This window comes from Geodermatophilus obscurus, assembly GCF_900115395.1.
Taxonomy (GTDB): domain Bacteria; phylum Actinomycetota; class Actinomycetes; order Mycobacteriales; family Geodermatophilaceae; genus Geodermatophilus; species Geodermatophilus obscurus_B.
Map to the genome: position 1 here is coordinate 47,878 of NZ_FOWE01000003.1, position 25,217 is coordinate 73,094.

Genomic DNA, 25,217 nt, shown 5'->3' on the forward strand with positions numbered 1-25,217 from the left:
GGGGACCTGCACCGGCCGGTCCTCGTGCTCTGGGTCCGCTCCGGACTCAGAGCACGACTGCGCGCAGGAGGACCCTCAGAGGCTCCGGATCAGGTGCCGGAAGAACACCGCGCCCCGGTGCAACGCCGCCACGCTGATCCGCTCGTCGGCGGCGTGCAGGGCGTCGAGCTCGCCGCGGGACAGGTCGAAGGGCATGAACCGGTAGACGCTGTCGCTGATCTGCGCGAAGAGCCGCGCGTCGCTGGCCTGCACCATCAGGTACGGCGCCACCGCCGCGTCCGGGTACACCGCGCGCACCGCCGCGCCGAGGGCGGCATAGGCGTCGTTGTCGGTCCGCGACACCGGTGACGGGTCGGTGCCCGACAGCACCCGCACCTCCACCGAGGGGTCGCCGACCACCCGGCGCAGCCGCTCGACGGTCGAGGCCACCGTCCCGCCCAGCGCGATCCGGATGTTCAGGTGCGCCCGCGCCCTCGTGGCGAGCACGTTCCGCGCGCTGCTGCCCTCCAGCTCGGTGACCGCCACCGTCGTCCGCACCAGCGCGTTGGCCTCCCGGCTGGCCCGGGCCAGTGCCCGCGCGAGCACCGGCCGCAGCACCGGGGCGTGCGCGAACAGCACCCGGTACGCCCCGGAGGCGTGTCGGCCGGCGACGTCGACCATCCCGAGGACGACGTCGTCGAGCCGGGCCGGGAACGGTGCGGCGTCCAGCCGCAGCACGGCGCGCGCCAGCCGGGCGGGGGCGCCGTCCGGGGTCGGCGACGACGCGTGACCGCCGGGGTCGGAGGTCACCAGCTCGACGTCGAGCAGGCCCTTCTCGGCCAGTCCGACGACGGCGAGCTGGCCCGGCACCCCGGGGAAGACGCCGGTCACCACCGCGCCGCCCTCGTCGAGCACCGCCCACGGCTCGATGCCCCGGTCACGGAAGGCCTGCACGGCCTGCTCGGCACCGGTGCCGAGCACCTCCTCGTCGTTGCTGGAGGACACGTAGACGTCCCGCGCGGGGGTGTGGCCGGCCGCGGCCAGCGACTCCACCGCCTCGAGGACCGCCACCAGCGAGCCCTTGTCGTCGATCGCGCCCCGGCCGTGCACGCAGCCGTCCTCGATCGCGCCGGAGAACGGGTCGCGGCTCCAGGCCTGCCCGGTCACGGGGACGACGTCGTGGTGGGCCATGAGCACCAGCGGCGGTGAGTCGGTGCCGCTGCGCCACCGGTAGAGCAGCGCGCCGCCGAGCAGCACCTCCCGCTCGAGGACCCGGTGCGTGTGCGGGTACAGCTCGGCCAGGCGCTCCCGGAACCGCTCGAACGCCCCGGCATCGACCTGCGCCGGGTCCCGGGAGGAGACCGTGGGGATGCGGATGAGCTCGGCCAGGCGGGCCGCGGCGGCGTCGGCGTCGAGCCCGGCGTCGTCGGCCGGCGGGACGGCGACCTCGGCCGGCCGGAAGCGGGCCACCCGGCGCGCGGCGGCGCCGGCGAGCGCCGCGGCGCAGCCGGCGACGAGCGGTGCGGCCCTCACGCGACCTCCCGCACGCCGACGGCCTCGGGACGGTCGGAGAACGCCAGCCGCGGCACGAACAGCAGCGACAGCGCGGCCAGCCAGGCGGTGATCCCGCAGACGAGCCACACGGTGACGTAGCCCGACAGCGACCCGGCGGTCCCCACCGACCCGGCCGCCAGCGCCACGGCGAACACCGCCGAGGCGAAGCTCCCGCCCAGCACCTTCGTCGTGTTGGTCAGCCCCGTGGCGACGCCCGTGCGGCCCGGGGGTGCCGCCGCGGCCGCGGCGGCCGGCAGCGCCGCGACGAGCGCGCCCGAGCCGAGGCCCGCGACGACCATCGCGCCCAGCACCTGCGGCAGCGTGTCGTGCAGCGGCACCAGCAGCAGGTACCCCAGGCCGGTCAGCGTGGCCGCGCCGATGAGCGTGACCCGCGGCGTGGTGGCCTGCGAGACCCGGGAGAACAGGCCCGCACCGACCAGCATCGAGACCACGTACCCGCCGATGACGATCGACACCTCGCTCGTCGACAGGCCCAGGCCGTAGCCGTGGACCTCCGGGTCGGTGCGGGCGTACGTCGACAGCGGCCCCTGCGCGCCCAGCACGCTCACCCCGAACAGCCCGGCGGTCAGCTGCACCGGCCACATGCTGGGGGAGCGCAGCACCCGGAAGTCGACCAGCGGGTCCTCGCGGCGCAGCTCGTGGCGCACGAACGGCACGACCAGCAGCACGCCGAGCGCGGTCACCAGCCACGGCCACGGCTCGGCGGGGCCGTTGACCCGCACGAACGTCAGCCCGCCGGTGATCACCAGCAGGACGACGCTGAGCAGCGCGACGCCGCTGACGTCGACCTGCCCGCCCGTGCGGTCGGCGCTCTCCGGCACCCGGGTGAGCACGACGACGCAGACGCCGACCACCAGCACGCCCGGCACGAGCAGCACCAGCCAGAAGCGCCCGGCCAGCGCCGCGCCGATCTGCCCGCCGCCCAGCGCGCCCACGATCGCGCCGGCCTGCAGCGCGGCGACGATCGTGCCGGTGGCCCGGCGGGTGCGGGCGGCGGCGTCCGGCCCGCCGCGGGAGCGGGAGTGGATGAGCGCGACCTGCAGCGGCAGCCACGCCGAGTAGACGCCCTGCACCGCCCAGGCCGCGAGGAAGACGCCGAAGTCCTCCGCGGACGCCAGGACGAGCGTCGCCGCGGCGACGACGGCCGCCGAGGCCAGCAGCATCCGGCGGTGCCCGTACAGGTCGCCCAGCTTGGCCAGCACCGGCACCGCGATCGCCGACAGCATCAGCTGGGCGGCCTCCAGCCAGTTGACGTCGGCGTCGTTCACGTCGAGGTGCCGGGCGACGTCGGTGAGCAGCGGGACGTAGTAGCCCTGCAGGACGCCGCTGGTGAACTCGACGAAGACCAGCCAGCCGACCAGGCCCCCGCCGAGCCCGGCGATGCGGCCGGCGCGCCGGCCGGTGTCGGTGCCCGTCACGTGGCTCCTCCCGTCGGGACCCGCTCCCGCGCGGTCCGGTACGGCACCGTACGGACCGGGCGGCCGCTACGGGAGGGGGCTCACCGGGTCGCGCCACACGGGACAGGACATGCACCGGGGGCCGCCGCGGCCGCTGCCCAGCTCCGAGCCCGCGATGCGCACCACCTCGATGCCGGCCGCCTCCAGCGCCGCGTTGGTCACCGTGTTGCGCTCGTACGCCACGGCGAGCCGCGGCGCGAGCGCCAGGGTGTTGTTGCCGTCGTCCCACTGCTCGCGCTCGGCGGTGACCGGGTCGAGGCCGGTGTCGATGACCCGCAGCCGGTCGATGCCCATCGCCTCGGCCGCCGCGACGACGAACGGCTGCGGCCCGCGCACCGACAGCTCGACGGTGTCGTCGCCGTCGGGGAGGCCGCCCTCGGCGGTGACCGTCCAGGCCGCCAGCGAGTCGGCCACCGCGGGGTACATGACCATGGCGTCGACGTCGACCATCGTGGCGATGGTGTCCAGGTGCATCGTCGCCCGCTCCTGGGCGATCGGGACGGCGAGCACCGTGTGCGCGAGCCCGCGGGCGAACACCCGTCGGGCCAGCCGCTCGGCACCGCCGGGCGTCGTCCGCTCCCCGACGCCGACGGCGAGGACGCCCGGTGCCAGCAGCAGCACGTCGCCGCCCTCGAGGTGCTCCAGCGAGGCGTCGTAGAGCTGCCCGGAGCCCGCGAAGCGCGGGTGGTGGGTGGCGATCGCGCGCAGGATCGTGCTCTCCCGGTGCCGCGCGGGCATGGCCAGCGAGGTGATCGCCACCTGGTCGCCCACCCACACCGAGGAGTCGCGGGTGAACAGCAGGTTGGGCAGCGGCGGGACGACGAAGTCGCCGCGGTCCATGATCTCGTAGGCCAGGCCGCGGCCGCCGTGCAACTCGTCGTGGGCGAGGCCGGCCATGAGGGCGCCGGCCAGGTCCTCCGGCGCCAGGCCGGCGAGGTGGTCGGCCGCGGCGCGCTTGAGGGTGGCGCCCAGCCGGGGATCGTCGACGGCGGCCGCCACGAGGTCCTCGCGCGCCGCGGGCGTGGCCAGCACCTCCGCCAGCAGCGTGCCCAGGTAGAGCACCTCGACGCCGCGGTCGGTGAGCGCGGCGGCGAAGGCGTCGTGCTCCTCCTGGGCACGGGCCACCCACGGGACGCCGTCGAAGAGCAGCTGGTCGTTGTTGCGCGGCGTGAGCCGGCGCAGCTCGGCGCCGGGCCGGTGCAGGACCACCGTGCGCAGGGGGCCGACCTCGCTGGTCACGCCGAGGGAGGAGGGGGTCGGGGCGCTCACGGGGAACGAGGCTGGCACAGTGGCCCGGCCGCCGCCGGTCGGGGTGGCGCGCCGTCGCACCGGGAGGCACCGCGTGGACCTGTTCGACCTGACCGGCAAGATCGCCGTCGTCACCGGCGGCACCCGCGGCATCGGCCTGATGATGGCCCGCGGGCTGCTGCAGGCCGGGGCGTCGGTGTACGTCTCCTCGCGCAAGCCCGAGGCCGGGGAGCAGGCCGTCGCGGAGCTGTCGGGGTTCGGCCGGGTCGGGTCGATCCCCGCCGACGTCAGCACCGAGGCCGAGTGCGTCCGGCTGGCCGAGGAGGTCGGCCGGCGCGAGGAGAAGGTGCACGTGCTCGTCAACAACGCCGGCGCCACCTGGGGCGAGCCGTTCGAGACCTTCCCCGCGTCGGCCTGGGACAAGGTGCTCGACCTCAACCTCAAGGCGCCCTTCTTCCTCACCCGGGCGATGGTGCCGCTGCTGGCGGCCGCCGCCACCGACGACGACCCGGCGCGGGTGGTCAACGTCGGCAGCATCGACGGCATCCAGGTGCCGGTCCTGCCCACCTACGCGTACTCCTCCAGCAAAGCCGCGGTGCACCAGCTCACCCGGCACCTCGCCAAGGAGCTCGGGCCGCGCCGGATCACCGTCAACGCCGTCGCCCCGGGGCCGTTCGAGTCGAAAATGATGGCCGCCACGCTGGCCGCCCGCGGCGACGAGATCGCCGCCAGCTCGCCGCTGGGCCGCATCGGCCGGCCCGACGACATGGCCGGCGTCGTCGTCTACCTGTCCAGCCGGGCCGGCGCCTACGTGACCGGCGCCGTCATCCCCGTCGACGGCGGTCGCGCCACGACCCGTTAGGCGGGGCGCTCCTCGACCGGGGCAGGCGCGGCGGCGCGGGGCGCCGCGGGTGGGGGACGGCGGCGGCGCGGGCGACGGGCCTCCTCGGCCGGCACCCGCGCCAGGTGCGCCTCGGCCAGCGCCACCTGCTGCGGTGACCCGACCCGGCGGCCCTGCTCGCGGGCGCCGGTCCACCAGTCGCGGGCGGCCACCGTGTCGCCTCCCGCCTCCGCGATGCGGCCCAGCACCTCGTCGTAGGCCCCGAGGCTGAACGCCGGCGTCCCCAGCACCGCCTGCCGCCCGCGGAAGGGCAGCAGCGCCACCGTCGCCATCGTGACCTCGGGCTCGTCGCCCAGGTGCAGCGCGGCCTCGGCCTGCAGCAGCACCGCGACGTCGCTGGCCCAGTCGCGGATCTGGGTGCGGCCCCACCGCGCCCGCAGCCGCCGCGCCTCGGCCAGGTCGCCGGACTCCGCCGCGGCGAGCACGGCCATCAGCTGCAGCAGCGGGTTGCCCTCGTCGCCGGTCTCGACCAGCAGGCCGATGGCCTCGGGCAGCCGGCCGTCGGCGCGGCGCAGCGCGAACTGGTGCGCGGCGTAGGCGTGCCGGGAGTGCGGCGTCACCCGCCGGTAGAGCTCGTGCGCCTCGGTGGTCAGCTCCTCCGCCCGGGCGGCGTCGCCGGCCAGCCAGGCCGCCCCGGCCTGCTGCCACAGCACGTGCGGGCGCACCTCGGGCCCGGACAGGGAGAACGCCAGCCGCCGCCCGGCCTCCAGGTCGGCCTCGAAGCCGGACCGGTCGGTCATGTGCAGCCGGATCGCCGCGCGGTGCAGCCGGGCGTAGAACTCCGTGCGCCGCGGCAGCCCGCGGCCGGCCAGCGCCAGCGCCTCGTCGGTGGCCGCCAGCCGCAGCTCGGCCGCGCCCGGGCGCCCCCACACCGCCAGCGAGTAGTTGTTGAGCACGCGGCCGAGCAGCTCGGGGTCGCCGGCGCCGCGGGCCAGTGCCACCGCCCGCTCGGCGTACCGCACGCCGCGCTGCAGGTCCTCGCTGAAGGCCAGCTCCACACCCAGGGTGCCCAGCAGCCGGGCGGTCAGCCGGTCGCGCTCGGCCTCGGTGGCGTCGGGCGCGATCTGGTCGCGCTCGTCGAGCAGGTCCTCGAGCAGCCCGACCATCTCGGTGTCGACGACGCCGTGCGGCCGCCAGTTCCACAGGGTGACCGAGCCCCAGACGGCGGCCGACTCGAGCATGCAGCGCCGGTCGCCGAGCTCGCGGGCCAGCGCCAGCGCCTCGCCGACCACCTCGTGCGCCTCGGTCCGCTGGCCGCTGCGCAGCAGGTCGTTGCCCAGCGCCGTGAGCAGGTCGTGGCGGGTGCGGGTGGCGTCGGGCGCGGCCGGGTCCAGCAGCCGCAGCGCCCGCCGGGTGTGCGCCGCCGCCTCGCCGTCGGCCAGCCGCGCGCGGGCCACCTCGGCGGCCGCGGTCGACCACCGCAGGCCCGGCTCGGCGCCGGTGATCGGCGCGGCCTCGACGAAGTGGTGCGCCAGCCGCTCCACGAGGGAATCGTCGGCGCGGCCGCCGGTCACCCGCTGCTGCAGCGCCTCGCCGAGCCGGGCGTGCAGCCGGGCGCGGCGCAGCGCCGGCAGGTCGTCGGCCAGCACCTCCTGCACCAGCGCGTGAGTGAACCGCCAGCTCCACGGGGCGGTGCCCTCGGCCACCAGCCCGGCGGCGGTCGCGGCGTCCAGCGCGGCGAGGGCGGCCTCGGCCGGCTCCCCGGCCGCCCGCAGCAGGTCGAGGGTCACCTCCCGCCCGGCGACGGCGGCCAGCTCCAGCACCGGCCGGGCGCCCTCGGGCAGCCGGGCCAGGCGGGTGCGCAGCACCTCGACCACCGACGGCGGCACCGGCACCCGGTCCAGCCGCAGGTCGCGGGCGCCGCGCATCCAGCGGGTCAGCTCGACGACGAAGAACGGGTTGCCGGCGGTGCGGTCGTGCACGGTGGCGGCCAGCGCCGGGTCGCCGGCGCGGCCGAGCTGGGCGGCCAGCAGCGAGCCGACGTCCTCGGGGGCCAGGCCGTCGAGGGAGAGGGTGACGGCGGCCGGCTCGCGGGCCAGCCGGGCCAGGCAGTCGACGACGGCCTCGGGCAGGTCCTCCCCGACGCTGCGCACCGTGACCACCACCAGCAGCGGCACCCGGGGCAGGTGGCGGGCCAGCAGCGCCAGCAGCTGCACCGACGTCGCGTCGGCGCCCTGCAGGTCGTCGAGGACGACGAGCGCCGGCCGCTGCGCGGTGGCGGCGACCAGGCGGGAGCGCAGGTCCTGGAACAGCCGGAACCGGGCGGCGTCGGCGTCGGTCTCGCCGTGCTCGGCGACCGGCGCGGGCGGCTCCTGGCCCAGCTGCTCGAACGCCTGCGTCCACGGCCACAGCGGCGGGGCGCCGGCGTCGTCGGCGCAGCGGCTCTCGGCCACCGCCCACCCGGCGGCCCGGCCCATCGCCGCGACCGCCTCGGCCAGGCGGGTCTTGCCGATGCCGGCCTCCCCGGCGAGCACGACGACGGCCGGGCGGCCCGCGGCGGCGGCCTCGGCGGCCGCGCGCAGCCGGTCCAGCTCCTCACGGCGGCCGACCAGCGTGTCGTCGTCGGCGGGCGGCGTCAGCGGCGCCGGTCGCGCGGAGGGCGGCGGGACGACCGTCAGCGCCGGGCGCGGCGCACGGCGGGCCAGCGCGGGGTCCTGGCGCAGCACGCGGCGCTCCAGCTCGCGCAGCTCCGGGCCGGGGTCGATGCCCAGCTCGTCGCGCAGCAGCTCGGTGCAACGGCGCAGCGCGTCGAGGGCGTCGGCCTGGCGGTCGGCGGAGTAGAGGGCGGTGACCAGCCGGGCCCACAGCCGCTCGCGCAGCGGGTGCTCGGCGACCAGGCGCTGCAGGTCGGCGACGGCGGCGTCGGCCCGGCCGGCGGCCAGCAGTGCGTCGCAGCGCCGCTCGCGGGCGCGCACGTGCAGCTCGGTGAGCCGGTGCCGGTCGGCCGCGCCCGGGCCGTCGCCCAGCTCGGGCAGCGGCTCGCCCCGCCACAGGTCCAGCGCCCGGTCGAGCGCCGCGACGGCCGCGGCCGGGTCGGTGTCGGCGGCGCGGTCGCCCTCCTCCACCAGGCGGGCGAAGCGCAGGCTGTCGAGGTCGTCGGCGTCGACGGCGATGCGGTAGCCCGGCGCCCGGGTGAGCAGGACCGTCGCCGGCTCGCGCGGGCCGCGCTCGGGCTCGAGCACCCGCCGCAGGTGGGAGACGTAGGCCTGCAGGGTGCCGGTGACGGTGGGCGGGGGCTGCTCACCCCACAGCGCCTCGACGATCCGGTCGACGGCGACCACGCGGCCGGCCTCGGCGAGCAGCAGGGCCAGCAGCGCGCGGGGCTTGGCGCCGCCGACGTCGACCGGCCGGCCACTGGGATCCGTGACCTCGAGGGGCCCGAGGACGCGGTACCGCACGGCGGGGGAGTCTCCCAGGTCCGGCGGCGGATGGGGAGGGGTCCGCGCGCGGCGGCCGGACCGCGTCCTGACCATGCGGAACGCACAAGTCCTCTCCAAGTGACCGCCAAGACGGCGCCGCGAGGGTCTGCGCCGTCCCGATCAGCGCAGCCACCCCCGATGCCGAGGAACGCCGTCATGACCCTCACCGAGGTCACCCCCGCTCCGCCCACCCTGCTCGACGTCGACGACCTGCGCCTGGAGGTCCGCGGCCCCGTCCTCGCCGCCGGTGACGACGGCCTGGCCGCCGAGGTCGCCACCTGGAACACCGCGGTCACCCACACGCCCGCCGTCGCGGTCGGCGCGGTCTGCGCGGCCGACGTCGTCGCCGCCGTCCGCTTCGCCACCGCCCACGGCCTGCCGGTCGCCGTCCAGGCCACCGGCCACGGCCCGGTGCGCAACGCCGACGGCGCGGTGCTGGTGACGACGTCGCGGATGCAGGGCGTCCGGATCGACCCCGAGCGGCGGACGGCGCGGGTGGAGGCCGGCGTGAAGTGGCAGACGGTCCTCGCGGCGGCCGCCGGGCACGGGCTGGTCGGGCTCTGCGGCTCGTCGTCCGACGTCGGCGTGGTCGGCTACACCCTCGGCGGGGGCGTGGGCCCCCTCGGCCGCCGCTTCGGCTTCGCCGCCGACTCCGTGCTCTCCTTCGAGATCGTCACCGCCGACGGCGGGCTGCGCACCGTGACCGCCGACTCCGACCCCGAGCTGTTCTGGGCCGTCCGCGGCGGGAAGGGCAACCTCGGCATCGTCACCGCCCTGGAGTTCCGGCTGCACGCCGTGCCCGCGCTGGTGGGCGGCGGCTTCTTCTTCGCCGGGCGGGACGCCGCCGCGGTGCTGCACGCCTTCCGCGAGTGGGCGCCGACCCTGCCGGAGGAGGCCAGCACGTCGGTGGCCGTGCTGCGGCTGCCGCCGCTGGAGGAGCTCCCCCCGCCGCTGCGCGGGCAGACCGTGGTGCACCTGCGCTTCCTCTACGCCGGCGACGACCCCGAGGCCGGCGCCGCGCTGGTGGCGCCGGTGCAGGCCGCCGGTGAGGTGCTGCTCGGCGGCGTCGGGCCGATGCCGCCGACCGCCCTCGACGCGGTGCACATGGACCCGACCGACCCGATGCCCAGCTGGGAGAAGGGCGTCCTGCTCGACGACCTGACCGCGGAGACCGTCGACGCGCTGCTCGCCGCCGCCGGGCCCGGGGTCGAGGTGCCGCTGGTGATGGTCGAGGTCCGTCAGCTCGGCGGGGCGATGGGCCGGCCGGCGCCGGTACCCAACGCCGTGACCGGGCGCTCCGCCCCCTGGTCGCTGTTCGTGCTCGGCCCGATGGTGCCGGGCCTGACCGAGGTGGTGCCGCAGGTCGGCCGCGGCGTGCTCGCCGCCCTGGCGCCGTGGACGACGCCCGGTGCGCTGGTCAACTTCCTCGGCGACGTCAGCGACCCCGACGAGGTGCTGGCGGCCTGGGAGCCGGAGGCGCGGGAGCGGCTGCTCGCCGTCAAGCGCGCCGTCGACCCCGGCGACGTCTTCTCCGGCGGTCACGCCTTTCGGTCCTCCGGTGCCTGAGCGTCGCCGGGAGCGGCTGCCGCGCTCGCTGCGCCGCCGCTCGGGCACCCGTCCGGCCGTGCCCCCGCCGGGCTGGACCCCGTCCTCCTGAGGTGCGCACCCGGGGGCGCGGCACGATCAGGTGACCTGATCGTGCCGCGTCCTGGCTCACCGTCGGCGGTGAGCCAGGACGCGCGGCCGTGAGCCCACCTGATCGTGCACCGCGGGGCGCGGGCCCCTCAGTCGGGCAGCAGGACGCCGGGGTTGCAGACGCCCCGCGGGTCCAGCCGCTGCTTGACCGCCCGCAGCACCTCGACGCCGAGCGGGCCGACCTCGCGCTCCAGCCACGGGCGGTGGTCGGCCCCGACGGCGTGGTGGTGGGTGAGCGTGCCGCCGGCGGCGAGCAGTGCGTCGGTGGCCGCGCGCTTCGCGGTCAGCCACTGCTGCAGCGGCAGGTCGTCGTCGCGGTCGGCGAGCACGGTGACGTAGAGGGAGGCGCCGGTGGCGTAGCCGTGCGAGACGTGGCTCATCACCAGCGGCTGCTTGCCGGGCGCGCCGAGCGACTCGCACAGCGCCCGGCGGACGGCGTCGTACACGGTGGGCAGCGCGGTCCAGGTGGCCGCCGTCTCCAGCGTCTCCACCAGCAGGCCGGCGTCGAGGAGGCGGTCGCGCAGGTAGGGCGCGGCGTACCGGTGCCGCCGCCACGACTCGCCCACCTGCCGGCCCAGCCGCACGGCGCCGTGCTCGCGCAGCACCGGCACCGCGGCGTCGCGGCGGGCCCGCACGAGCGGCGCCAGGCCCTCCCAGCCGACGACGAGCAGGCAGCCCCCGCCCCGCCCCCGCGCGCGCAGCGCGCCGCGCAGCAGCCGCGCCCCGGTGCCGGTGGCGCTGAGGAGGTTGGCGCGGGTCTCGTCGGGATCGGACAGCCGGACGACGTCGGGGAGCAGGTCGTGGCGCGCCAGCCGCTGCAGCCCGGCCAGCCCCTCGGCCCAGGTGCGGAACGACCAGCCCTCGTAGGCGGTGGCCTGCGGCAGCGGCCGCACCCGCAGCCGCACTTCGGTGATCACCCCGAGCGTGCCCTCCGAGCCCAGGGCGAGGCCGAGCAGGTCCGGCCCGGCCGCCGACGCCGGCGGGGAGCTGAGCTCGAGCACGCCCGACGGCGTGGCCAGCGTCAGCCCGGCCACCAGGTCGTCGAAGCGGCCCACCCCGGTGGACGCCTGCCCGGCCGAGCGGGTGGCCGCGTAGCCGCCGACGGTGGCGAACTCCCAGCTCTGCGGCAGGTGCCCGAGGGTCAGGCCCCGCCCGGCCAGCGCCGCCTCCAGCGCCGGACCGCGCACCCCGGCGCCCGCGGTGACCAGCGAGGACGCCACGTCGACGTCGGCCACCGAGGCCATCCGGGACAGGTCCACCGCCAGCGACGGCCGGTCGTCGGGGTCGACGCCGGACAGCCCGCCGACGACGCTCGTCCCGCCGCCGAACGGCACGACGACGACGCCGCGCTCGGCGCAGAGCGCCAGCAGCGCCGCCGTCTCGCCGGTGCCGGCGGGCCAGGCGACGGCGTCCGGCGCGTCGGAGGCGTCCCCGCCCCGCCGCCGCAGCAGGTCGAGGTAGCTCTTGCCCCCGGCCCGGCGCAGCCGCGACGCGCGGTCGGTGCGCACGTGCTCCTCGCCGAGCAGCGCGGCCAGCTCGGTGCGGACGTCGTCGGGCAGCCGGGAGGGCGCCAGGCGGATGTCGTCGACGGCGACCGGCGGCGTGGCCCGCGGGGTCCAGCCGAGCTGCTCGGTCAGGTGCCGGCGGGCGGCCCTCGGCAGCACGGCGCCGGGGTCGGTCGCGCCCTGCCCGGGAGCGGCGGGGGGAGCGCCGGGCCCCCACCCCTGGACGGTCAGTTCCGGCTGCTCGGGCACGGCTACAGTCTGCCGGTGCCCGGCCCCGTCCCCGGCGACCCCGACCTCACCCCGGCCCGCCGCGCGGCCGACGTCGAGGCGCTGACCGGCGGGGACGTCGACGTCGTGGTGGTCGGCGGGGGTGTGACCGGGGCCGGTGTCGCGCTGGACGCCGCGGCGCGCGGCCTGTCGGTGACGCTGCTGGAGCGGGCCGACCTCGCCGCGGGCACCAGTCGCTGGTCGAGCAAGCTGGTGCACGGCGGGCTGCGCTACCTCGCCCACGGCGAGGTCGGCTTGGCGCGGGAGAGCGCCCGCGAGCGCGCCGTCCTCGTGCGGACCACCGCGCCGCACCTGGTGCGGCCGCTGCCCTTCTTCGTGCCCGACGCCGCCGGGCGGGACGTCAGCGCGGTCGGGGCGCTGGGCGGGCGGCTCGGCGACGCGGTGCGGCGGTCGGTGCGCGGCGGGCGCGGGTCGCTGCCGGGCACCCGCCGGGTCGGCGCCGCCGAGGCCTCGCGGCTGGTGCCGGCGCTGACCCCCGGACGCGGCGGCGCGCTGTTCTGGGACGGGCAGCTCACCGACGACGCCCGGCTGGTGGTCGCGCTGGCCCGCACGGCCGCCGCGTACGGGGCACGGGTGCTGACCGGGGCGCGGGTGGTCGCCGTGGACGGCGCGGAGGTGCACGCGGAGGTCGACGGGGCGCCGGTGGTCGTGCGGGCCGGTGCCGTCGTCAACGCCACCGGCGTGTGGGCGCAGCGGCTGGCCCCCGGCATCCGGCTGGCGCCGTCCCGCGGCTCGCACCTCGTCGTCCGCGCCGACCGCCTCGGCGACCCGGCCGCCGCGCTCACCGTGCCGCTGCCCGGCTCGCGGTCGCGCTACGTCTTCGCGCTGCCGCAGCCGGGCGGACCGGTGTACCTGGGCATCACCGACGAGCCGGTCGACGGCCCGGTCCCCGACGGGGATCCGGTGCCGTCGGACGCCGAGGTGGCGCAGCTGCTCGGCACGGTGAACCGGGTGCTGGCCGCCCCGCTGACCCGCGAGGACGTCGTCGGCTCCTACGCGGGGCTGCGGCCGCTGGTGCTGCCGGAGTCGGCCGGGACCGGGCCCGGCGACGCGACCGCCGACCTCTCGCGCAGGCACCTGCTGCGGTGGGACGGACCGGTCCTGTCCGTCGTCGGCGGCAAGCTCACCACCTACCGGGCGATCGCGGAGGAGACCGTCGACGCCGTCGTGGCGCGGCTGGGCCGGGGCGCCCGGCGCTCGCCCACCGCGTCGCTGCCGCTGGTCGGCGCGGCGTCGCCGGACGTGCTGGCCCGGGTGACCGCGCCCGCCCGGCTGGTCGCCCGGTACGGCACGGAGGCGCCACGGGTGGCCGCGCTGGGCGCCGGGATGGTGGTGGCGGGCCGGCCGGAGACGGTGGGGGAGCTTCGCTTCGGTGCGCTGGCCGAGGGGGCGCGCACCGTCGCCGACCTGCTCGACCGGCGGGTGCGGCTGGGGCTGGTCCCCGCCGACCGCGCCGCCGCCGTCACCGCCGCGGAGGCCGCGCTCGGCGCCGGGTGACCCGCGCGATCAGAGCGGGGTCGACCAGGTGGACAGCGCGCCCGCGGGCCGGAAGCCGAGCGCCTCGTTGACCGCGACCATCGGCCGGTTGCCGTCGGAGTTGTAGGTGCTGATCCGCCGGACGCGCGGCATCGTCGCGGCGAGCTCGCGCAGGACCGCGACCTTCACGCGGGCGCCCAGGCGGTGCCCGCGGTGCCCGTCCAGCACCAGGGTGCCGCTCTGCCGCGCGTGCTCGGGCCGGGCCACCGGCACGTGCAGGTCGGTGAAGGCGACCAGCCGCCCGTCCCGGACCGCGCCGGCCGACAGCACGGTCCGGCCACGGGCCAGGGCCAGGGCCTCCTGCTCGCGCACCCGTGCGCCGTCCCAGACCTCCGCGCCGACCGGCACGTCGCCACTGGGCGCGTCGGTCGACATCTGCGTGCTCAGCAGCGCCCGGTCCGCGAGGAGCGCGTCGGGGACCCGGTCGCGCCACGTCACCACCTCGTACCCCGCGCTCGCGGCGGTCGCCTCGGCCTCCAGCGCCGACAGCCGCGCCTCGTCCACCGGCAGCAGCAGGTCGCGGCGGGTCTCGCGCATGCCGCACGTCCACCCGTGCGCCCGGGCGAAGGCGCAGCCGGGTGTGTCCGGTCCCGCCTCGAGCACCTCGGTGACCAGCGAGGTGCGCCCGGCGGCCCGCGCCAGCCGCACGCCCTCCTCCAGCAGCGCGGTGCCGGTGCCGCGACGGCGGGCGTCGGGGTGCACGGCCACGTCGAGGTGGGCGACCGAGGTGTTGTCCCGGACCGGGAGCAGCAGGCGCAGGGCCCCGACGACGGCGCCGCCGGTCACCGCGGCCCGGTGGGTGCCCCGCCGCGAGCTGCCCCGGGCGGCCAGCTGACGGGCCAGGCCGACGTGCTCGGAGGCCGGCTGCGGCTCCTCGTCGGGGCGGTCGGCGCGCTCGGTGGCCGCCCACACGTGGCACCAGGCGGCGAACAGCCCGTCGTCCGGGCCCGTCTCCACGATCTGCACGCTCCCGTCCTACGCGGCGGCGCAACGGGTTTCCCCTGGCGGCGGGGTCGCGGCCGGGGACGGCGGGCGGTAGGACGGGCGCGGACGAGACCGGCCCGGACGAGGCCGGCCCTGACGACAGCGAGGCCCCGACGTGACCGCCCCCACCCTCGACGTCGACCCCTGGACGGTCTGCGAGCGGCATGTGGACCCCGCGACCCTGCCCGTCGCGGAGTCGCTGTTCGCCCTGTCCAACGGCTTCCTCGGCGTCCGCGGCACGCTCGACGAGGTCGAGCCGTTCGGCATGCGCGGCACCTACCTGTCCGGCGTCTTCGAGACCCACCCGCTGTCCTACCCGGAGGACAGCTTCGGCCAGCCCCAGGAGGGGCAGGCGCTGCTCACCGTCGCCGACGGCACGCCGCTGCGGCTGCTCGTCGACGGGGTGCCGCTGGACGTGCGCGAGGCCCGGCCGGAGGTGCACGAGCGCACGCTGGACCTGCGGGCCGGGACGCTCGACCGCCGGGTCCGGTGGCGGACGCCGTCGGGGACGTCGGTCGAGCTGACCTCCCGGCGGCTGGTGTCGCTGGTGGAGCGGTCGGTGCTCGCGGTGTGGTTCCAGGTGCGCGCCCTGGACGGGCCCGCGCACGTCCTCGTGCGGTCCGAGCTCGCCGCCGGGGCCGTGACGCCGACGGGCATCGACAACGACGACCCGCGGGTCGCCGAGGCCCTGGACGGCGCCTTCGAGCCGCACGCGCAGATCGGCTCGGCGGCCGGCGGCGCCCTGGTCGAGCGGACCCGCCGGTCGGGCATCACGGTCGCCGCCGCGGTCGCCCACCGGGTCGAGGGCGGGCGCACGCGCACCGACGTCGACGAGCAGCACGTCACCACCACCGTCGCCGCCGACCTGCAGCCGGGCGGGGCGCTCACCGTCGTCAAGGTCGTCGGGTACAGCTGGTCGCTCGACGCCGGGTCGGACTCCGTCCTCGGCCAGGCGTCGGCGGCCGTGGACTCAGCGCTCGACCTCGGCTGGGAGGGGCTGCTCGACCGGCAGCGCGCCGCGCTCGACGAGCTGTGGGCCACCGGCGACGTCGAGGTCGACGGCGACCCGCAGCTGCAGCAGGCGCTGCGCTACAGCGTCTTCCAGCTGGTCTGCTCGGCCGCGTGCACCTCCGGGGCGGCCGTCGGCGCCAAGGGCCTGACCGGCATCGGGTACAGCGGCCACACCTTCTGGGACGTCGAGGGTTTCGTGCTGCCCGCCCTCACCCTGCTGCGGCCGGACGCGGCGGCCCGGCTGCTGCGGTGGCGGGCCTCCACGCTCGACGTCTCCCGCGAGCGCGCCCGGACGCTGGGGCGGGCGGGCGCGGCCTTCGCGTGGCGGACCATCGACGGGCGGGAGACCTCCGCCTACTGGCCGGCCAGCACCGCGGCCGTGCACGTCAACGCCGACGTCGCCCGGGCGTTCTGGCTGTACGCCAACGCCACGGGGGAGGACCTCGACACCGTCGGGGGCCTGGAGGTGCTGGTGGAGACGGCACGGCTGTGGGCGTCCCTGGGCCACCATGACGCCGCCGGCGCCTGGCACCTGTTCGGCGTGACCGGGCCGGACGAGTACACCGGCGTCACGAACGACAACCTCTTCACCAACCTCATGGCCCGCGCCAACCTGCGGCGCGCCGCGGACGCCTGCGAGCAGTCGGAGGCGCGCGCCGCGGAGCTCGGCGTCGACCACGCCGAGACCGCCGCCTGGCGCGCCGCGGCCGACGCCGTGTACGTCCCGTGGGACGAGAGCCTGGGCGTGCACCCGATGAGCGACGACTTCACGGCCTACGCCGAGTGGCCCTTCGAGGAGGAGCGCGACCGCTACCCGGTGCAGGAGCACCACCACTACGCCGAGTTCTACCGGCGCCAGGTGCTCAAGCAGGCCGACCTGGTGCAGGCGCTGTGGTGGTGCCGCGAGGAGTTCACGCCCGAACAGGTGGCCCGCGACGTCGAGTACTACGAGGCCCGCACCGTGCGGGACTCCTCCCTGTCGGCGGCGGTCCAGGCGGTCGTGTGCGCCCAGGCCCAGCACCCCGACCTCGCCCTGCGCCACCTGCGCGAGGCAGCGCTCGTGGACCTGCGCGACCTGCAGCAGGGCACGCAGAAGGGGCTGCACATGGCCTCGGTGGCCGGCGCCTGGCTGGCGCTGGTCGCCGGCCTCGGTGGCATGCGCGAGGACGCCGAGGACCTCGAGCTGGCGCCGCTGTTGCCCTCGTCGCTGTCGCGCACCGTCTACCACGTCACCTGGCGCGGCCGGGTGCTGCGCGTGGAGACCACCCGTGAGGGCACCGCGGTGACGCTGGTGCGCGGGGAGGGGCCGGTGACCGTCGTCGTCGACGGCGCTCCGCTGACGGTGACCGCCGAGCCCGCGCGCGTGCCGCTGCGCGAGCCGGCCCCGCTCCTCGCCGAGCCCCGGCAGCCGCCCGGCCGCGAACCGCGCAGCTGAGCCGGCCGTTGACCTCATGTGCGGGTGAGCTCCTAGCGTCCCGCCCATGACCCCGTCACCGCTCTGGCCGACCGACGACCCGCCCCGGCAGGGCCTGGGCCTGATGCGCCTGCGCGACCCGGCGCCGGGAACGGCGGCCGGCCCGGACCGCGACCCGGTGGCGGTGGTGCACGCCGCCCTCGACGCGGGCGTGACCCTGTTCGACACCGCCGAGATGTACGGCAACGAAGGGCTCGTCGGGCGCGCCCTCGCGGGGCGCCGGGACGAGGTGCTGCTGTGCTCGAAGTTCGGGGTGGTGTGGGGCCCGTCGGGCCGCTTCGACGACTGGAGCGTGCGGGCCGACCGCGCCTCGGTGCTGCGCTCCTGCGAGGCGAGCCTGCGCCGGCTCGGGGTGGACGTCATCGACCTCTACTACCTCCACCACCGCAGCGACGAGACCCCGATCGAGGAGACCGTGACCGCCATGGCGGAGCTGGTCGCGGCGGGCGCGGTCAGGGCGATCGGCCTGTCCAACGTCACCGTCGACGACCTCCGCCGCGCCTCCGCCGTCCACCCGGTGACCGCGCTGCAGGAGGAGTGGTCGCTGGTGTCCGACGCCGCCGAGCCCTTCCTCCCGGCCCTGGCCGAGCTGGGCACCACCCTGGTCGCGCACTCGCCGCTGGGGCACGGACGCCTGTCGGGCGGCGGGGACACCCCCGCCGACGTCCGCGCGGCCCTCGCCGGGCCCGCCGCCCGCCTGGACGCGACCCCCGCGCAGGTCGCGCTGGCCTGGGTGCACCACCAGCGGCGCCGGCACGGCCGCCCGGTCGTGCCGCTGCCGGGCGCCACCAGCACCGGGCACGTGCGGGCGAACGTCGCGGCCGCGTCGATCGAGCTGACCGACGACGAGCTGACCGCGCTGGACGCCGCCCGCGCCGGGAGCCACCGCGCCCCGGCATAGGAGGCGATCCCTGCGTCCGCAGGCTCAGGACGTGCGGATCGCTTCCCATGCCTCGGCGGGAGCGGGGTCGGCGGTGGTGAAGCCGGTGCGGGGCATCGCCGTCCACACCGGCTCGCGGCGGGCGAGCGCGGCGAGCAGCCCCCGCAGCCGGTACCAGGCGTGCACCTGCCGGTAGCCGACGTTCTCCAGCGCCCCGGCCAGCAGCAGCGCGGTCAGGTCCCGGCCGCTGCGGTAGCGGTGGAAGGTGAACTCCTCGACGGCGACCACGGAGGTGCTCACCAGCAGCCCCAGCGCCAGCGCGACTCCGGCCACGAGCGAGGCCGTGCCCGGGTCGAGCATCCCGAGGGCGGCCGCGACGACCACCGAGGCCAGCCCCACGACCTCCACCACCGGGCCGAGCAGCTCGAACACCAGGAAGAACGGCAGCGCCAGCAGCCCCACGGCGCCGAAGCGCGGGTTGCCGACCATCCGCCGGTGCTTCCACAGCAGCTGGGCCAGGCCGTGCGACCAGCGCTGCCGCTGCCGGCCGAGCACCGACCACGTCTCGGGCACCTCGGTCCAGCACACGGTCTCGGGCACGAACACCATCCGGCACGGCCGGCCCGCGCCCTGCAGGTGCTCGCGCAGGCTGACCACGAGCTCGGCGTCCTCGGCGAGTGACCGCGGGTCGAGCCCGCCCACCTCGACGACGGCGTCGCGGCGGAACAGCCCGAACGCGCCGGAGATGATGAGCAGCGCGTCGGCGCCGGCCCAGGTGGTGCGGCCGAGGAGGAACGAGCGCAGGTACTCCACGGCCTGGATGCGCACCAGCCAGCGCCGCGACAGCCGGGGCTCCAGCACGGCCCCGCGGTCGGTGACCGCCGCGTTGGCCGTCCGGATCACCCCGCCGGTGCCGACGACGGAGTCGGGGTCCTCGATGAAGGGCCGGGCGACCTTGAGCAGCGCGTCGGGCTCGAGCAGCGAGTCGGCGTCGACCATGCACACCAGCGGGTGGCGGGCGAGGTTGAGGGCGGCGTTGAGCGCGTCGGAGCGGCGCTTGACGCTGGTCTTGCGGACGACGGTCAGCGGGTCGCCGGTGGTGGCGCGGTGCACCGACAGCACCTCGCCCTCGACCGGGGTGTCGGCGCGCCAGCGCGGCGTCACCGGGGTCAGGCCGTAGCGCTCCGCGACCAGGTCGAAGGTGCGGTCGGTGGAGCCGTCGTCGACGAGCACGACCTCCAGCAGCGGGTAGCGCTGGGCCAGGACGGCGGCGAGGGTGTCGAGGACGCCGGCCTCCTCGTCGTGCGCGGGCACGAGCACGGAGATGCCGGGGGTGAGCGGGCTGGCGAAGACGCGGTCGAGGCCCTCGGCGCCGGACCAGTGCAGGGTCGTCGCCACGGTGCGGGCACCCACGACGACGAGCACCAGCATCGAGGCGTCGAGCACCAGCACGTAGCCGAGCACGCCCCAGTTCATCGTCGTGACGACGTCGGCGAGGAACTCGCGCATCACGCCGCCGTCCGGGCGCGGGCCTCGCGCGGGCGGGCCCGGTTGGACAGCGCGGCGCGGGCGGCCTCGCCGAGCGGCCCGGAGGACCACGCGGAGGCGGCCAGGAGCTCGCGGCCCTCCTCGCCGGCGCCGGCGAGCGCGTCGGCGCAGTCGGCCCGCACGGCGGCATCGCCCGAGGAGGAGCCGGCGGAGGAGTCGGTGAAGGCGGTGGCCAGCACCGCCAGCGCGGCGTCGTCACCGATCCGGCCCAGCGCCTCGGCGGCGGCCCGGCGCAGCGCGGGGGAGCCCGGCTCGGCGAGCACGGTGGCCAGCACGGGGGTCGCCGCCGGCGAGCCCAGCCGGCCCAGGGCGGTGACGGCGCTGCGGCGGACGGTCAGCGGCTGCACCCGGCCGGCGGCCCGCGCGAGCAGCGGGCCGGCGGCCTCCAGGTCGCCGTGCAGCCCGAGCAGGTCGGCGGCCAGCGCCTGGGCGGCGGCCGACGGCGGGGCGGCGAGGGCCGCGCGCAGGGCGGGCAGCACCGGGGTGCCGAGGTCGAGCAGGGCCATGCCGATGACGCCGGCGGGGACCCGCCGCGACCGGGACAGCGCCCGCAGCAGGGGGAGGGCGGCCTCCGGGTCGCCGGCCTTGCCCAGCGCCCGCGCGGCGGCGCACCGGACCGCGGCGCTGCGGTCGGTGAGCAGCGCGGTCAGGGCGGCGGTGTGCGCGGTGTCGGCGGCGTTGCCCAGCAGAGCCGCGGCCCGTCCCCGGCGCCACGGCGCCCGCGCGGACAGGTCGGCGGCCGCGCGGGCCACGACGCCGCGGCGCACCAGCACCCCGCCGAGCGCGACCCGGTCGGCGCCGCGCAGCTGCGGCAGCAGGTCGAGCACCAGGTCGTCGAGGACGGCCGGGGCGTGCTCGAGCCCGGCCTGCGCGTCCTCGTCGTCGCCGTCGAGCGCGGCGTACACCAGCGGGGTCAGCTCGGCCCGGCGGGCGGCGTCGCGCGCCTGCCGCCGTCCCCGCCGGGCGTGCTCGACGGTGACCGCGGCCAGCAGCAGCAGCGTGGCGCCGGTGAGGACCGCCGTGGCGACGACGGCCGCCAGTGACAGCCCGCTCACGCGCCGAGGGCGCCCGGCGGCAGGGCGGCCGTGACCCGGCTGACCAGCTCGCGCGGGCTGAAGGGCTTGACCACGTAGTCGGTGGCGCCGGCGACGAACCCGCGCTCGACGTCGCTCTCCTGCGCCTTGGCCGTGAGCAGGATGACCGGCACCGAGGCGAGCTGCGGGTCGGCGTCGGCACGCAGGGCCGCGCACACCTCCAGGCCGTTCATCCGCGGCATCATCCAGTCGAGCACGACGAGGTCGGGGCGCAGCTGGCGGGCCGCGGCCAGGCCGGCCTCGCCGTCGGCCTCGACCGAGACGCGCGCGCCCATCCGGCCGATCTTGAAGGCGACGAGGCTGGCGATGGCGGGGTCGTCGTCGACGACCAGGACGTGGGTCACGCGGAGCTCCGGGCGAGGGGGGAGGGGAAGCCGGCCGCCGGGAGGCGGACGGTGAGGACGGCGCCGCCGGGGCCGGACGCGGCGGATACGGTCCCGCCGTGCGCGGCCACGGTGTGCGCGACCAGGGTCAGGCCGATCCCGGTGCCCGGGAGGGCCTGCGCGGAGGCGTGCGCCGTCCGGTAGAAGGGCTCGAACAGGAAGGGCAGGTCGTCGTCGGTGATGCCGGGGCCGGCGTCGGTGACGGTGACGGTCACGTCGGCACCGGACCGGGCGCACTCCAGCCGGATCTCGGCACCGGCCGGGCTGACCTTCGCCGCGTTGGTGAGCAGCTCGGTGAGCACGTCGCCCAGCTGCCCGGCGTCGCCGCGCACCCAGGCCGCGCCGTCGGAGGTGACGCGGAGGTGCTGGCCGCGGGCGTCCAGCGGCCCGGCGGCCGCGCCGGCCGCCGCGCGGGCGACGGCGGCGAGGTCGACGTCGGCCGGCTCCACGGCGGGCTCGGCCCCGGCCTGCACCGAGGCGGTCCGCAGCAGGTCCTCGATGAGCCCGCGCAGTCGCTGCGACTCGTTCTCGACGGTGGCCAGCATCAGCGCCTGCATCGGTCCGAGCGGGCCGGCGTCGCCGTCGAGCAGCACCTCGAGGTTGCCGAGGATGCTCGTCATCGGCGTCCGCAGCTCGTGCGAGACGGCCGCGACGAAGTCGCCGCGCTGCCGCTCCAGCTGCCGCAGGTGCTCGGCGGCCCGGTGCTCGCCGGCCAGGGCCTCGGTCAGGGCGCGGTGAGTGGCGCGCTCGGCGGTCAGGTCGCGGACCAGCACGACGAGCTCGGTCCGATCCCTGCCGTCCTCGTCGGTGGCCGGCACGGGGGGCGAGCAGGCCACCGAGACGGGCACCCGGGTGCCGTCGGTGTGCCGCAGCCAGCTGTCGACGGCGAGGTGGCCGCCGCCGCGCAGCGCGCGGCCGACCAGCCGGGCCAGCTCGGCGCCGACCAGGCCGTCGGCCACCACGGCGGGTGTGAGGTCGACCCCGACGAGGTCCCCGACCGGCCGGCCGACCAGATCGCCCAGGGCCCGGTTGGCGCGCAGCACGCGCACGCCGCCGGCCGGGTGCGCCGGGACGGTGGTGAGCAGCAGCATGGGCATGGGGGTGGCGTCGAAGGCGGCGCGGAACCGGTGCTCGCTGGTCGTGCGCGCGGCGTCGCTGGCGCGGGACCGGAGGACGTTGCGGGCGGTGAACAGCGCCATCGGCTCCCCGTCGGGGGAGGTCAGGGGGCTGACGCCCATCTCCCAGATCGCCCGGCGGGTGCCGCTGTCGTGGGGGTGGTCGGTGGCGAACTCCGTCCGCTCCGAGCGGCCGGCCAGCCCGGCGTCGACCATCTCGGTGACCAGGTCGGCGAACGTCGGCGCGACGATGTCGAGCACCGGCCGGCCGAGCACGTCGGCCGGTGTCAGCCCGCGGACCTGCAGCCAGGCCCCGTGGCATGACACGAACCGGTGACCGGCGTCGATGACGCACAGGCTCAGGTCGGGCACCTGGCCGGCGACGGCGGGGAGGGCGGCCAGCCAGGCCGGCTCGGCGGTCACGACCCGCCCCCCGCGGCCGGGCCGGTCAGGACGGGGCCGCCGGCGAGCCGCTCCATGGTGGGGGCGAGCCGGTCGACGGAGGCGGTCAGGCGGGTGACCAGGGCGGCGAGGTCGGCGGGGTCGGCCGTGGCGGCCTGCTCCTCGAGCGCGCCGGCGAGGGCGGCCAGGCCCCGCGCACCGAGGGTGCCGGCGCTGCCCTTGACGGTGTGGGCGTGCGCGGCCACGGTCGCCCGGTCGCCGGCGGCGGCGGCCGTGGCGAGCTCGCCGAGCAGCCCGGGCGTGCGGTCGAGGAAGGCCCGGAGGACCGCGCGGCGCACGGGCTCGGCCTCGGCGGGGTCGACGTCCTCGAACAGCTCGTCGAGGCGGGCACGGACGGTGTCGGTGTCGGTGTCGGTGTCGGTGTCGGTGTCGGTGTCGAGACCGGGGCCGGGGCCGGTGAGGTCGGCGTCGGCGGGACCGGCCCGGCGGGCGGCCGCGGCCGCCCGCACCAGGTCGAGGGCGCGTTCGAGCTCCTCCGCGGTCCAGGGCTTGGGCAGCAGGGCGTCCATCCCGGCCTGCCGGTAGCGCTGCCGGTCCTCGGTCAGGGCGCTGGCGGTGAGCGCGATGACCAGGACGCGGGGGAGCCCCCCGGCCTCCTCGGCCGCGCGGATGCGCCGGGTCGCCTCCAGGCCGTGCAGCACGGGCATCCGGCAGTCCATGAAGACGGCGTCGTAGCCGCCGGTCAGCGCGGCGGTGACCGCCGCGGCCCCGTCGGCGACCACGTCGACGCGCATCCCCCGCGCCTCGAGGGTGGTGCGGGCGACGAGCTGGTTGACCTCGTCGTCCTCGGCGACGAGGACGCGCATGCCGGCGAGGTCGTGCCGGTCGGCACCCACGTGGAGAGCCGGCGCCGGCGTCGCGGGACCCACGGGCAGCGGCAGGGTGACGCGGAAGGTGCTGCCGGCGCCGGAGGTGCTGCTCACCATCACCTCGCCGCCCATCCGCTCGACCAGGCCGGCGGTGATCGCCAGCCCGAGGCCCGTCCCGCCGTAGCGCCGGGTCGTGGAGGCCTCCGCCTGTTGGAACGGGGTGAACAGGCGGCCGACCTGCTCGCCGGTCATCCCGATGCCGGTGTCGGTGACGGTGATCGAGACGGTCTCGGCATCGCCGTCGGCGGTGACGGTCACCGAGCCGTGCTCGGTGAACTTGACCGCGTTGGACAGCAGGTTGCCCACGACCTGGCGGAGCCGGGTCGGGTCTCCGGTGCGCCGCGTGGCGAGGTGCGCCGCGGGGGCGACGACGAGCGCGAGGCCCCGGTCGGCGGCGGCTTCGCGGACGGGGAGGGCCGCCTCCTCGAGCACCTCGGCGAGGTCGAGCGGCACCGCCTCGATCTCCAGCGCGCCGGCCTCGATCTTGGCGGTGTCGAGGACGTCGTTGACGATGCGCAGCAGGCTCTGTCCCGACCGATCGGCGGCGGTGGCCCAGCCGCGCTGCCGCTCGTCGAGCTCGGTGCCGAGCAGCAGGCCGGTCAGACCCAGCACCCCGTTGAGCGGTGTGCGGATCTCGTGACTCATGGTGGCCAGGAACGCCGACTCGTTCGCCCTGGCCCGCTCGGCGAGACGGGCCTGCTCGTCGGCGCGGGCCCGCGCCTTCTCCAGGCTGGCGATCAGCCGGGACCGCTCGTCGCGGTGCAGTGCCAGGACGAGGGCCACCAGGCCGGCCACGCTGACGTAGGCCTGCGCCAGGAGCACCCGGATCCACGGGTCGCCGACGGCGAAGGGGCCACGCCCGTCGATGGTCAGGGTCACGACGAAGACGCCGGTCAGCAGGACCATGAGGGCCGCGACCGTGGTGTCGAAGCGCAGGGCCAACCACATGCTCAGCGGCAGCAGCAGGAACGACAGGGGCAGGTGCACGTGCTGCCCGAACACGGCCGTGTAGCCGACGGCGACCAGGACGACCGCGGCGACCAGTTCGGCGCGCTCCCGGCCGCCGCCCTGCAGGACCGGGGGGAGCTGCCGGTCGGCCAGCCGCAGCGCCGCGGCGGTGAACACGAAGGTGCTGGCGGCGTTGCGCAGCACCCAGGCGCCGGTCGTGGTGGGCAGGTCGGCGTCCTGGGCCCACCAGAGGGCGACCGGCCCGACGAGGGCCGCGGCAGCCGACCCACCCACCGAGGCGAGCACCAGGGCGCCGAGGTCGGCCGGCCGGCGCAGCCGCCAGGACGCCGACCGCCAGTGTCGCTGCAGCCCGTCCATCAGGGCGCAGGCCACCAGTGACTGCAGGACGTTGGCCAGCCCGAAGGCCAGCGCGAGGGTCAGGTCGGCGCCGGTCGCGGCGTTGGCCGTCGCGGCCACGGCGCCGAGGACCGCGGTGTCGACCGCCAGGCGGCGCCGGTCGGGACCCGAGAGGGCGAGCCAGAGGACGCCGACGGCCGCGGCCGGCCAGACCAGCGCCAGCTGCGAGTCCCCGAGCCGGGTGAGCCGGCCGAGCACGACCGCCCCCGCGTAGACGGCAGCCAGCCCGGCCGTCACCACCGGCCAGGGGAGCAGGGCCAGGCGGCTGCCGAGGCTGGTGGGGCGGTCGGGGTGCACGAGACGTCCATCGGCATCCGGAGCCGCCGCCTCAAGCGCCGTGTCCCGATCGGTTGCGGACGACCGGATCAGCGTCCCCCGGAGGTCGACATGTGCCTGACCGCGGCGTCCCAGTGAGTAGGAAGGCGGTTC

At 77.5% G+C, this 25,217-nt stretch carries 16 protein-coding genes; 5 read left to right on the forward strand and 11 right to left on the reverse strand.

What is annotated here, in order from left to right; all coding sequences use genetic code 11:
* Positions 1–75: 75 nt before the first annotated feature.
* The 3 genes from BM165_RS06345 to BM165_RS06355 all read right to left on the reverse strand — a co-directional run bounded on the left by BM165_RS06345 (position 76) and on the right by BM165_RS06355 (position 4,280).
* Positions 76–1,512, reverse strand: a complete 1,437-nt coding sequence (locus tag BM165_RS06345) for a M20/M25/M40 family metallo-hydrolase (RefSeq protein ID WP_208976670.1) — start codon at positions 1,510–1,512, stop codon at positions 76–78.
* Entirely contained in the window at positions 1,509–2,972 is a 1,464-nt protein-coding gene (locus tag BM165_RS06350; protein WP_075012721.1) for an MFS transporter, read from the reverse strand. The genes BM165_RS06345 and BM165_RS06350 overlap by 4 nt, the downstream gene beginning before the upstream one ends.
* Before the next feature lie 66 nt (positions 2,973–3,038).
* Positions 3,039–4,280, reverse strand: coding sequence for an arginine deiminase (locus BM165_RS06355; protein WP_075013043.1), 1,242 nt, complete (start codon positions 4,278–4,280; stop codon positions 3,039–3,041).
* A 73-nt stretch (positions 4,281–4,353) separates the two neighbouring features.
* On the opposite strand from BM165_RS06355, the gene BM165_RS06360 reads away from it, so the two are divergent.
* Positions 4,354–5,121 (forward strand): SDR family oxidoreductase, encoded by a 768-nt coding sequence (locus tag BM165_RS06360; RefSeq protein WP_075013044.1) that lies wholly within the window; start codon positions 4,354–4,356, stop codon positions 5,119–5,121.
* Here the strand turns inward: BM165_RS06360 and BM165_RS06365 are convergent.
* A complete protein-coding gene (locus BM165_RS06365) occupies positions 5,118–8,558 on the reverse strand; it encodes an ATP-binding protein (protein WP_075012722.1) in 3,441 nt (1,146 codons plus the stop codon). The genes BM165_RS06360 and BM165_RS06365 overlap by 4 nt on opposite strands.
* Before the next feature lie 177 nt (positions 8,559–8,735).
* Here BM165_RS06365 and BM165_RS06370 point away from each other — a divergent pair, with 177 nt between their 5' ends.
* Positions 8,736–10,145: an FAD-binding oxidoreductase gene (locus tag BM165_RS06370; protein WP_083427123.1), complete on the forward strand. Its 1,410-nt coding sequence runs from the start codon at positions 8,736–8,738 to the stop codon at positions 10,143–10,145.
* A 218-nt stretch (positions 10,146–10,363) separates the two neighbouring features.
* Here the strand turns inward: BM165_RS06370 and BM165_RS06375 are convergent, their stop codons facing one another.
* On the reverse strand, positions 10,364–12,028 hold the full coding sequence (locus tag BM165_RS06375; protein ID WP_075013046.1) for an FAD-binding oxidoreductase: 1,665 nt from the start codon (positions 12,026–12,028) through the stop codon (positions 10,364–10,366).
* Positions 12,029–12,043: 15 nt separating this feature from the next.
* Here BM165_RS06375 and BM165_RS06380 point away from each other — a divergent pair, with 15 nt between their 5' ends.
* Positions 12,044–13,564 carry a glycerol-3-phosphate dehydrogenase/oxidase gene (locus tag BM165_RS06380; protein ID WP_143108056.1) on the forward strand — a complete coding sequence of 507 codons (1,521 nt, stop codon included), beginning with the start codon at positions 12,044–12,046 and terminating at the stop codon, positions 13,562–13,564.
* A gap of 9 nt (positions 13,565–13,573) precedes the next feature.
* Here BM165_RS06380 and BM165_RS06385 read toward each other — a convergent pair whose 3' ends face one another.
* Positions 13,574–14,569 carry a GNAT family N-acetyltransferase gene (locus BM165_RS06385; protein WP_075012723.1) on the reverse strand — a complete coding sequence of 332 codons (996 nt, stop codon included), beginning with the start codon at positions 14,567–14,569 and terminating at the stop codon, positions 13,574–13,576.
* Between the two features lie 133 nt (positions 14,570–14,702).
* Between BM165_RS06385 and BM165_RS06390 the strand changes: the two genes are divergently transcribed.
* Positions 14,703–17,033, forward strand: coding sequence for a glycoside hydrolase family 65 protein (locus tag BM165_RS06390; protein ID WP_075012724.1), 2,331 nt, complete (start codon positions 14,703–14,705; stop codon positions 17,031–17,033).
* A gap of 46 nt (positions 17,034–17,079) precedes the next feature.
* Positions 17,080–17,973, forward strand: a complete 894-nt coding sequence (locus BM165_RS06395) for an aldo/keto reductase (RefSeq protein WP_208976671.1) — start codon at positions 17,080–17,082, stop codon at positions 17,971–17,973.
* A 24-nt stretch (positions 17,974–17,997) separates the two neighbouring features.
* Here the strand turns inward: BM165_RS06395 and BM165_RS06400 are convergent, their stop codons facing one another.
* Genes BM165_RS06400 through BM165_RS06420 form a run of 5 tightly spaced genes read right to left on the reverse strand, consistent with a single transcriptional unit; the run spans position 17,998 to position 25,085 of the window.
* A complete protein-coding gene (locus BM165_RS06400) occupies positions 17,998–19,461 on the reverse strand; it encodes a glycosyltransferase family 2 protein (RefSeq protein WP_075013049.1) in 1,464 nt (487 codons plus the stop codon).
* Positions 19,461–20,555 (reverse strand): HEAT repeat domain-containing protein, encoded by a 1,095-nt coding sequence (locus tag BM165_RS26010; protein ID WP_075012725.1) that lies wholly within the window; start codon positions 20,553–20,555, stop codon positions 19,461–19,463. Before BM165_RS26010 ends, BM165_RS06400 begins: the two co-directional genes overlap by 1 nt.
* Positions 20,552–20,938, reverse strand: coding sequence for a response regulator transcription factor (locus BM165_RS06410; RefSeq protein ID WP_075012726.1), 387 nt, complete (start codon positions 20,936–20,938; stop codon positions 20,552–20,554). Before BM165_RS06410 ends, BM165_RS26010 begins: the two co-directional genes overlap by 4 nt.
* Positions 20,935–22,515: a sensor histidine kinase gene (locus BM165_RS06415; RefSeq protein WP_075012727.1), complete on the reverse strand. Its 1,581-nt coding sequence runs from the start codon at positions 22,513–22,515 to the stop codon at positions 20,935–20,937. The genes BM165_RS06410 and BM165_RS06415 overlap by 4 nt, the downstream gene beginning before the upstream one ends.
* Positions 22,512–25,085, reverse strand: coding sequence for an ATP-binding protein (locus BM165_RS06420; RefSeq protein WP_075012728.1), 2,574 nt, complete (start codon positions 25,083–25,085; stop codon positions 22,512–22,514). The genes BM165_RS06415 and BM165_RS06420 overlap by 4 nt, the downstream gene beginning before the upstream one ends.
* Between the last annotated feature and the right edge of the window lie 132 nt (positions 25,086–25,217).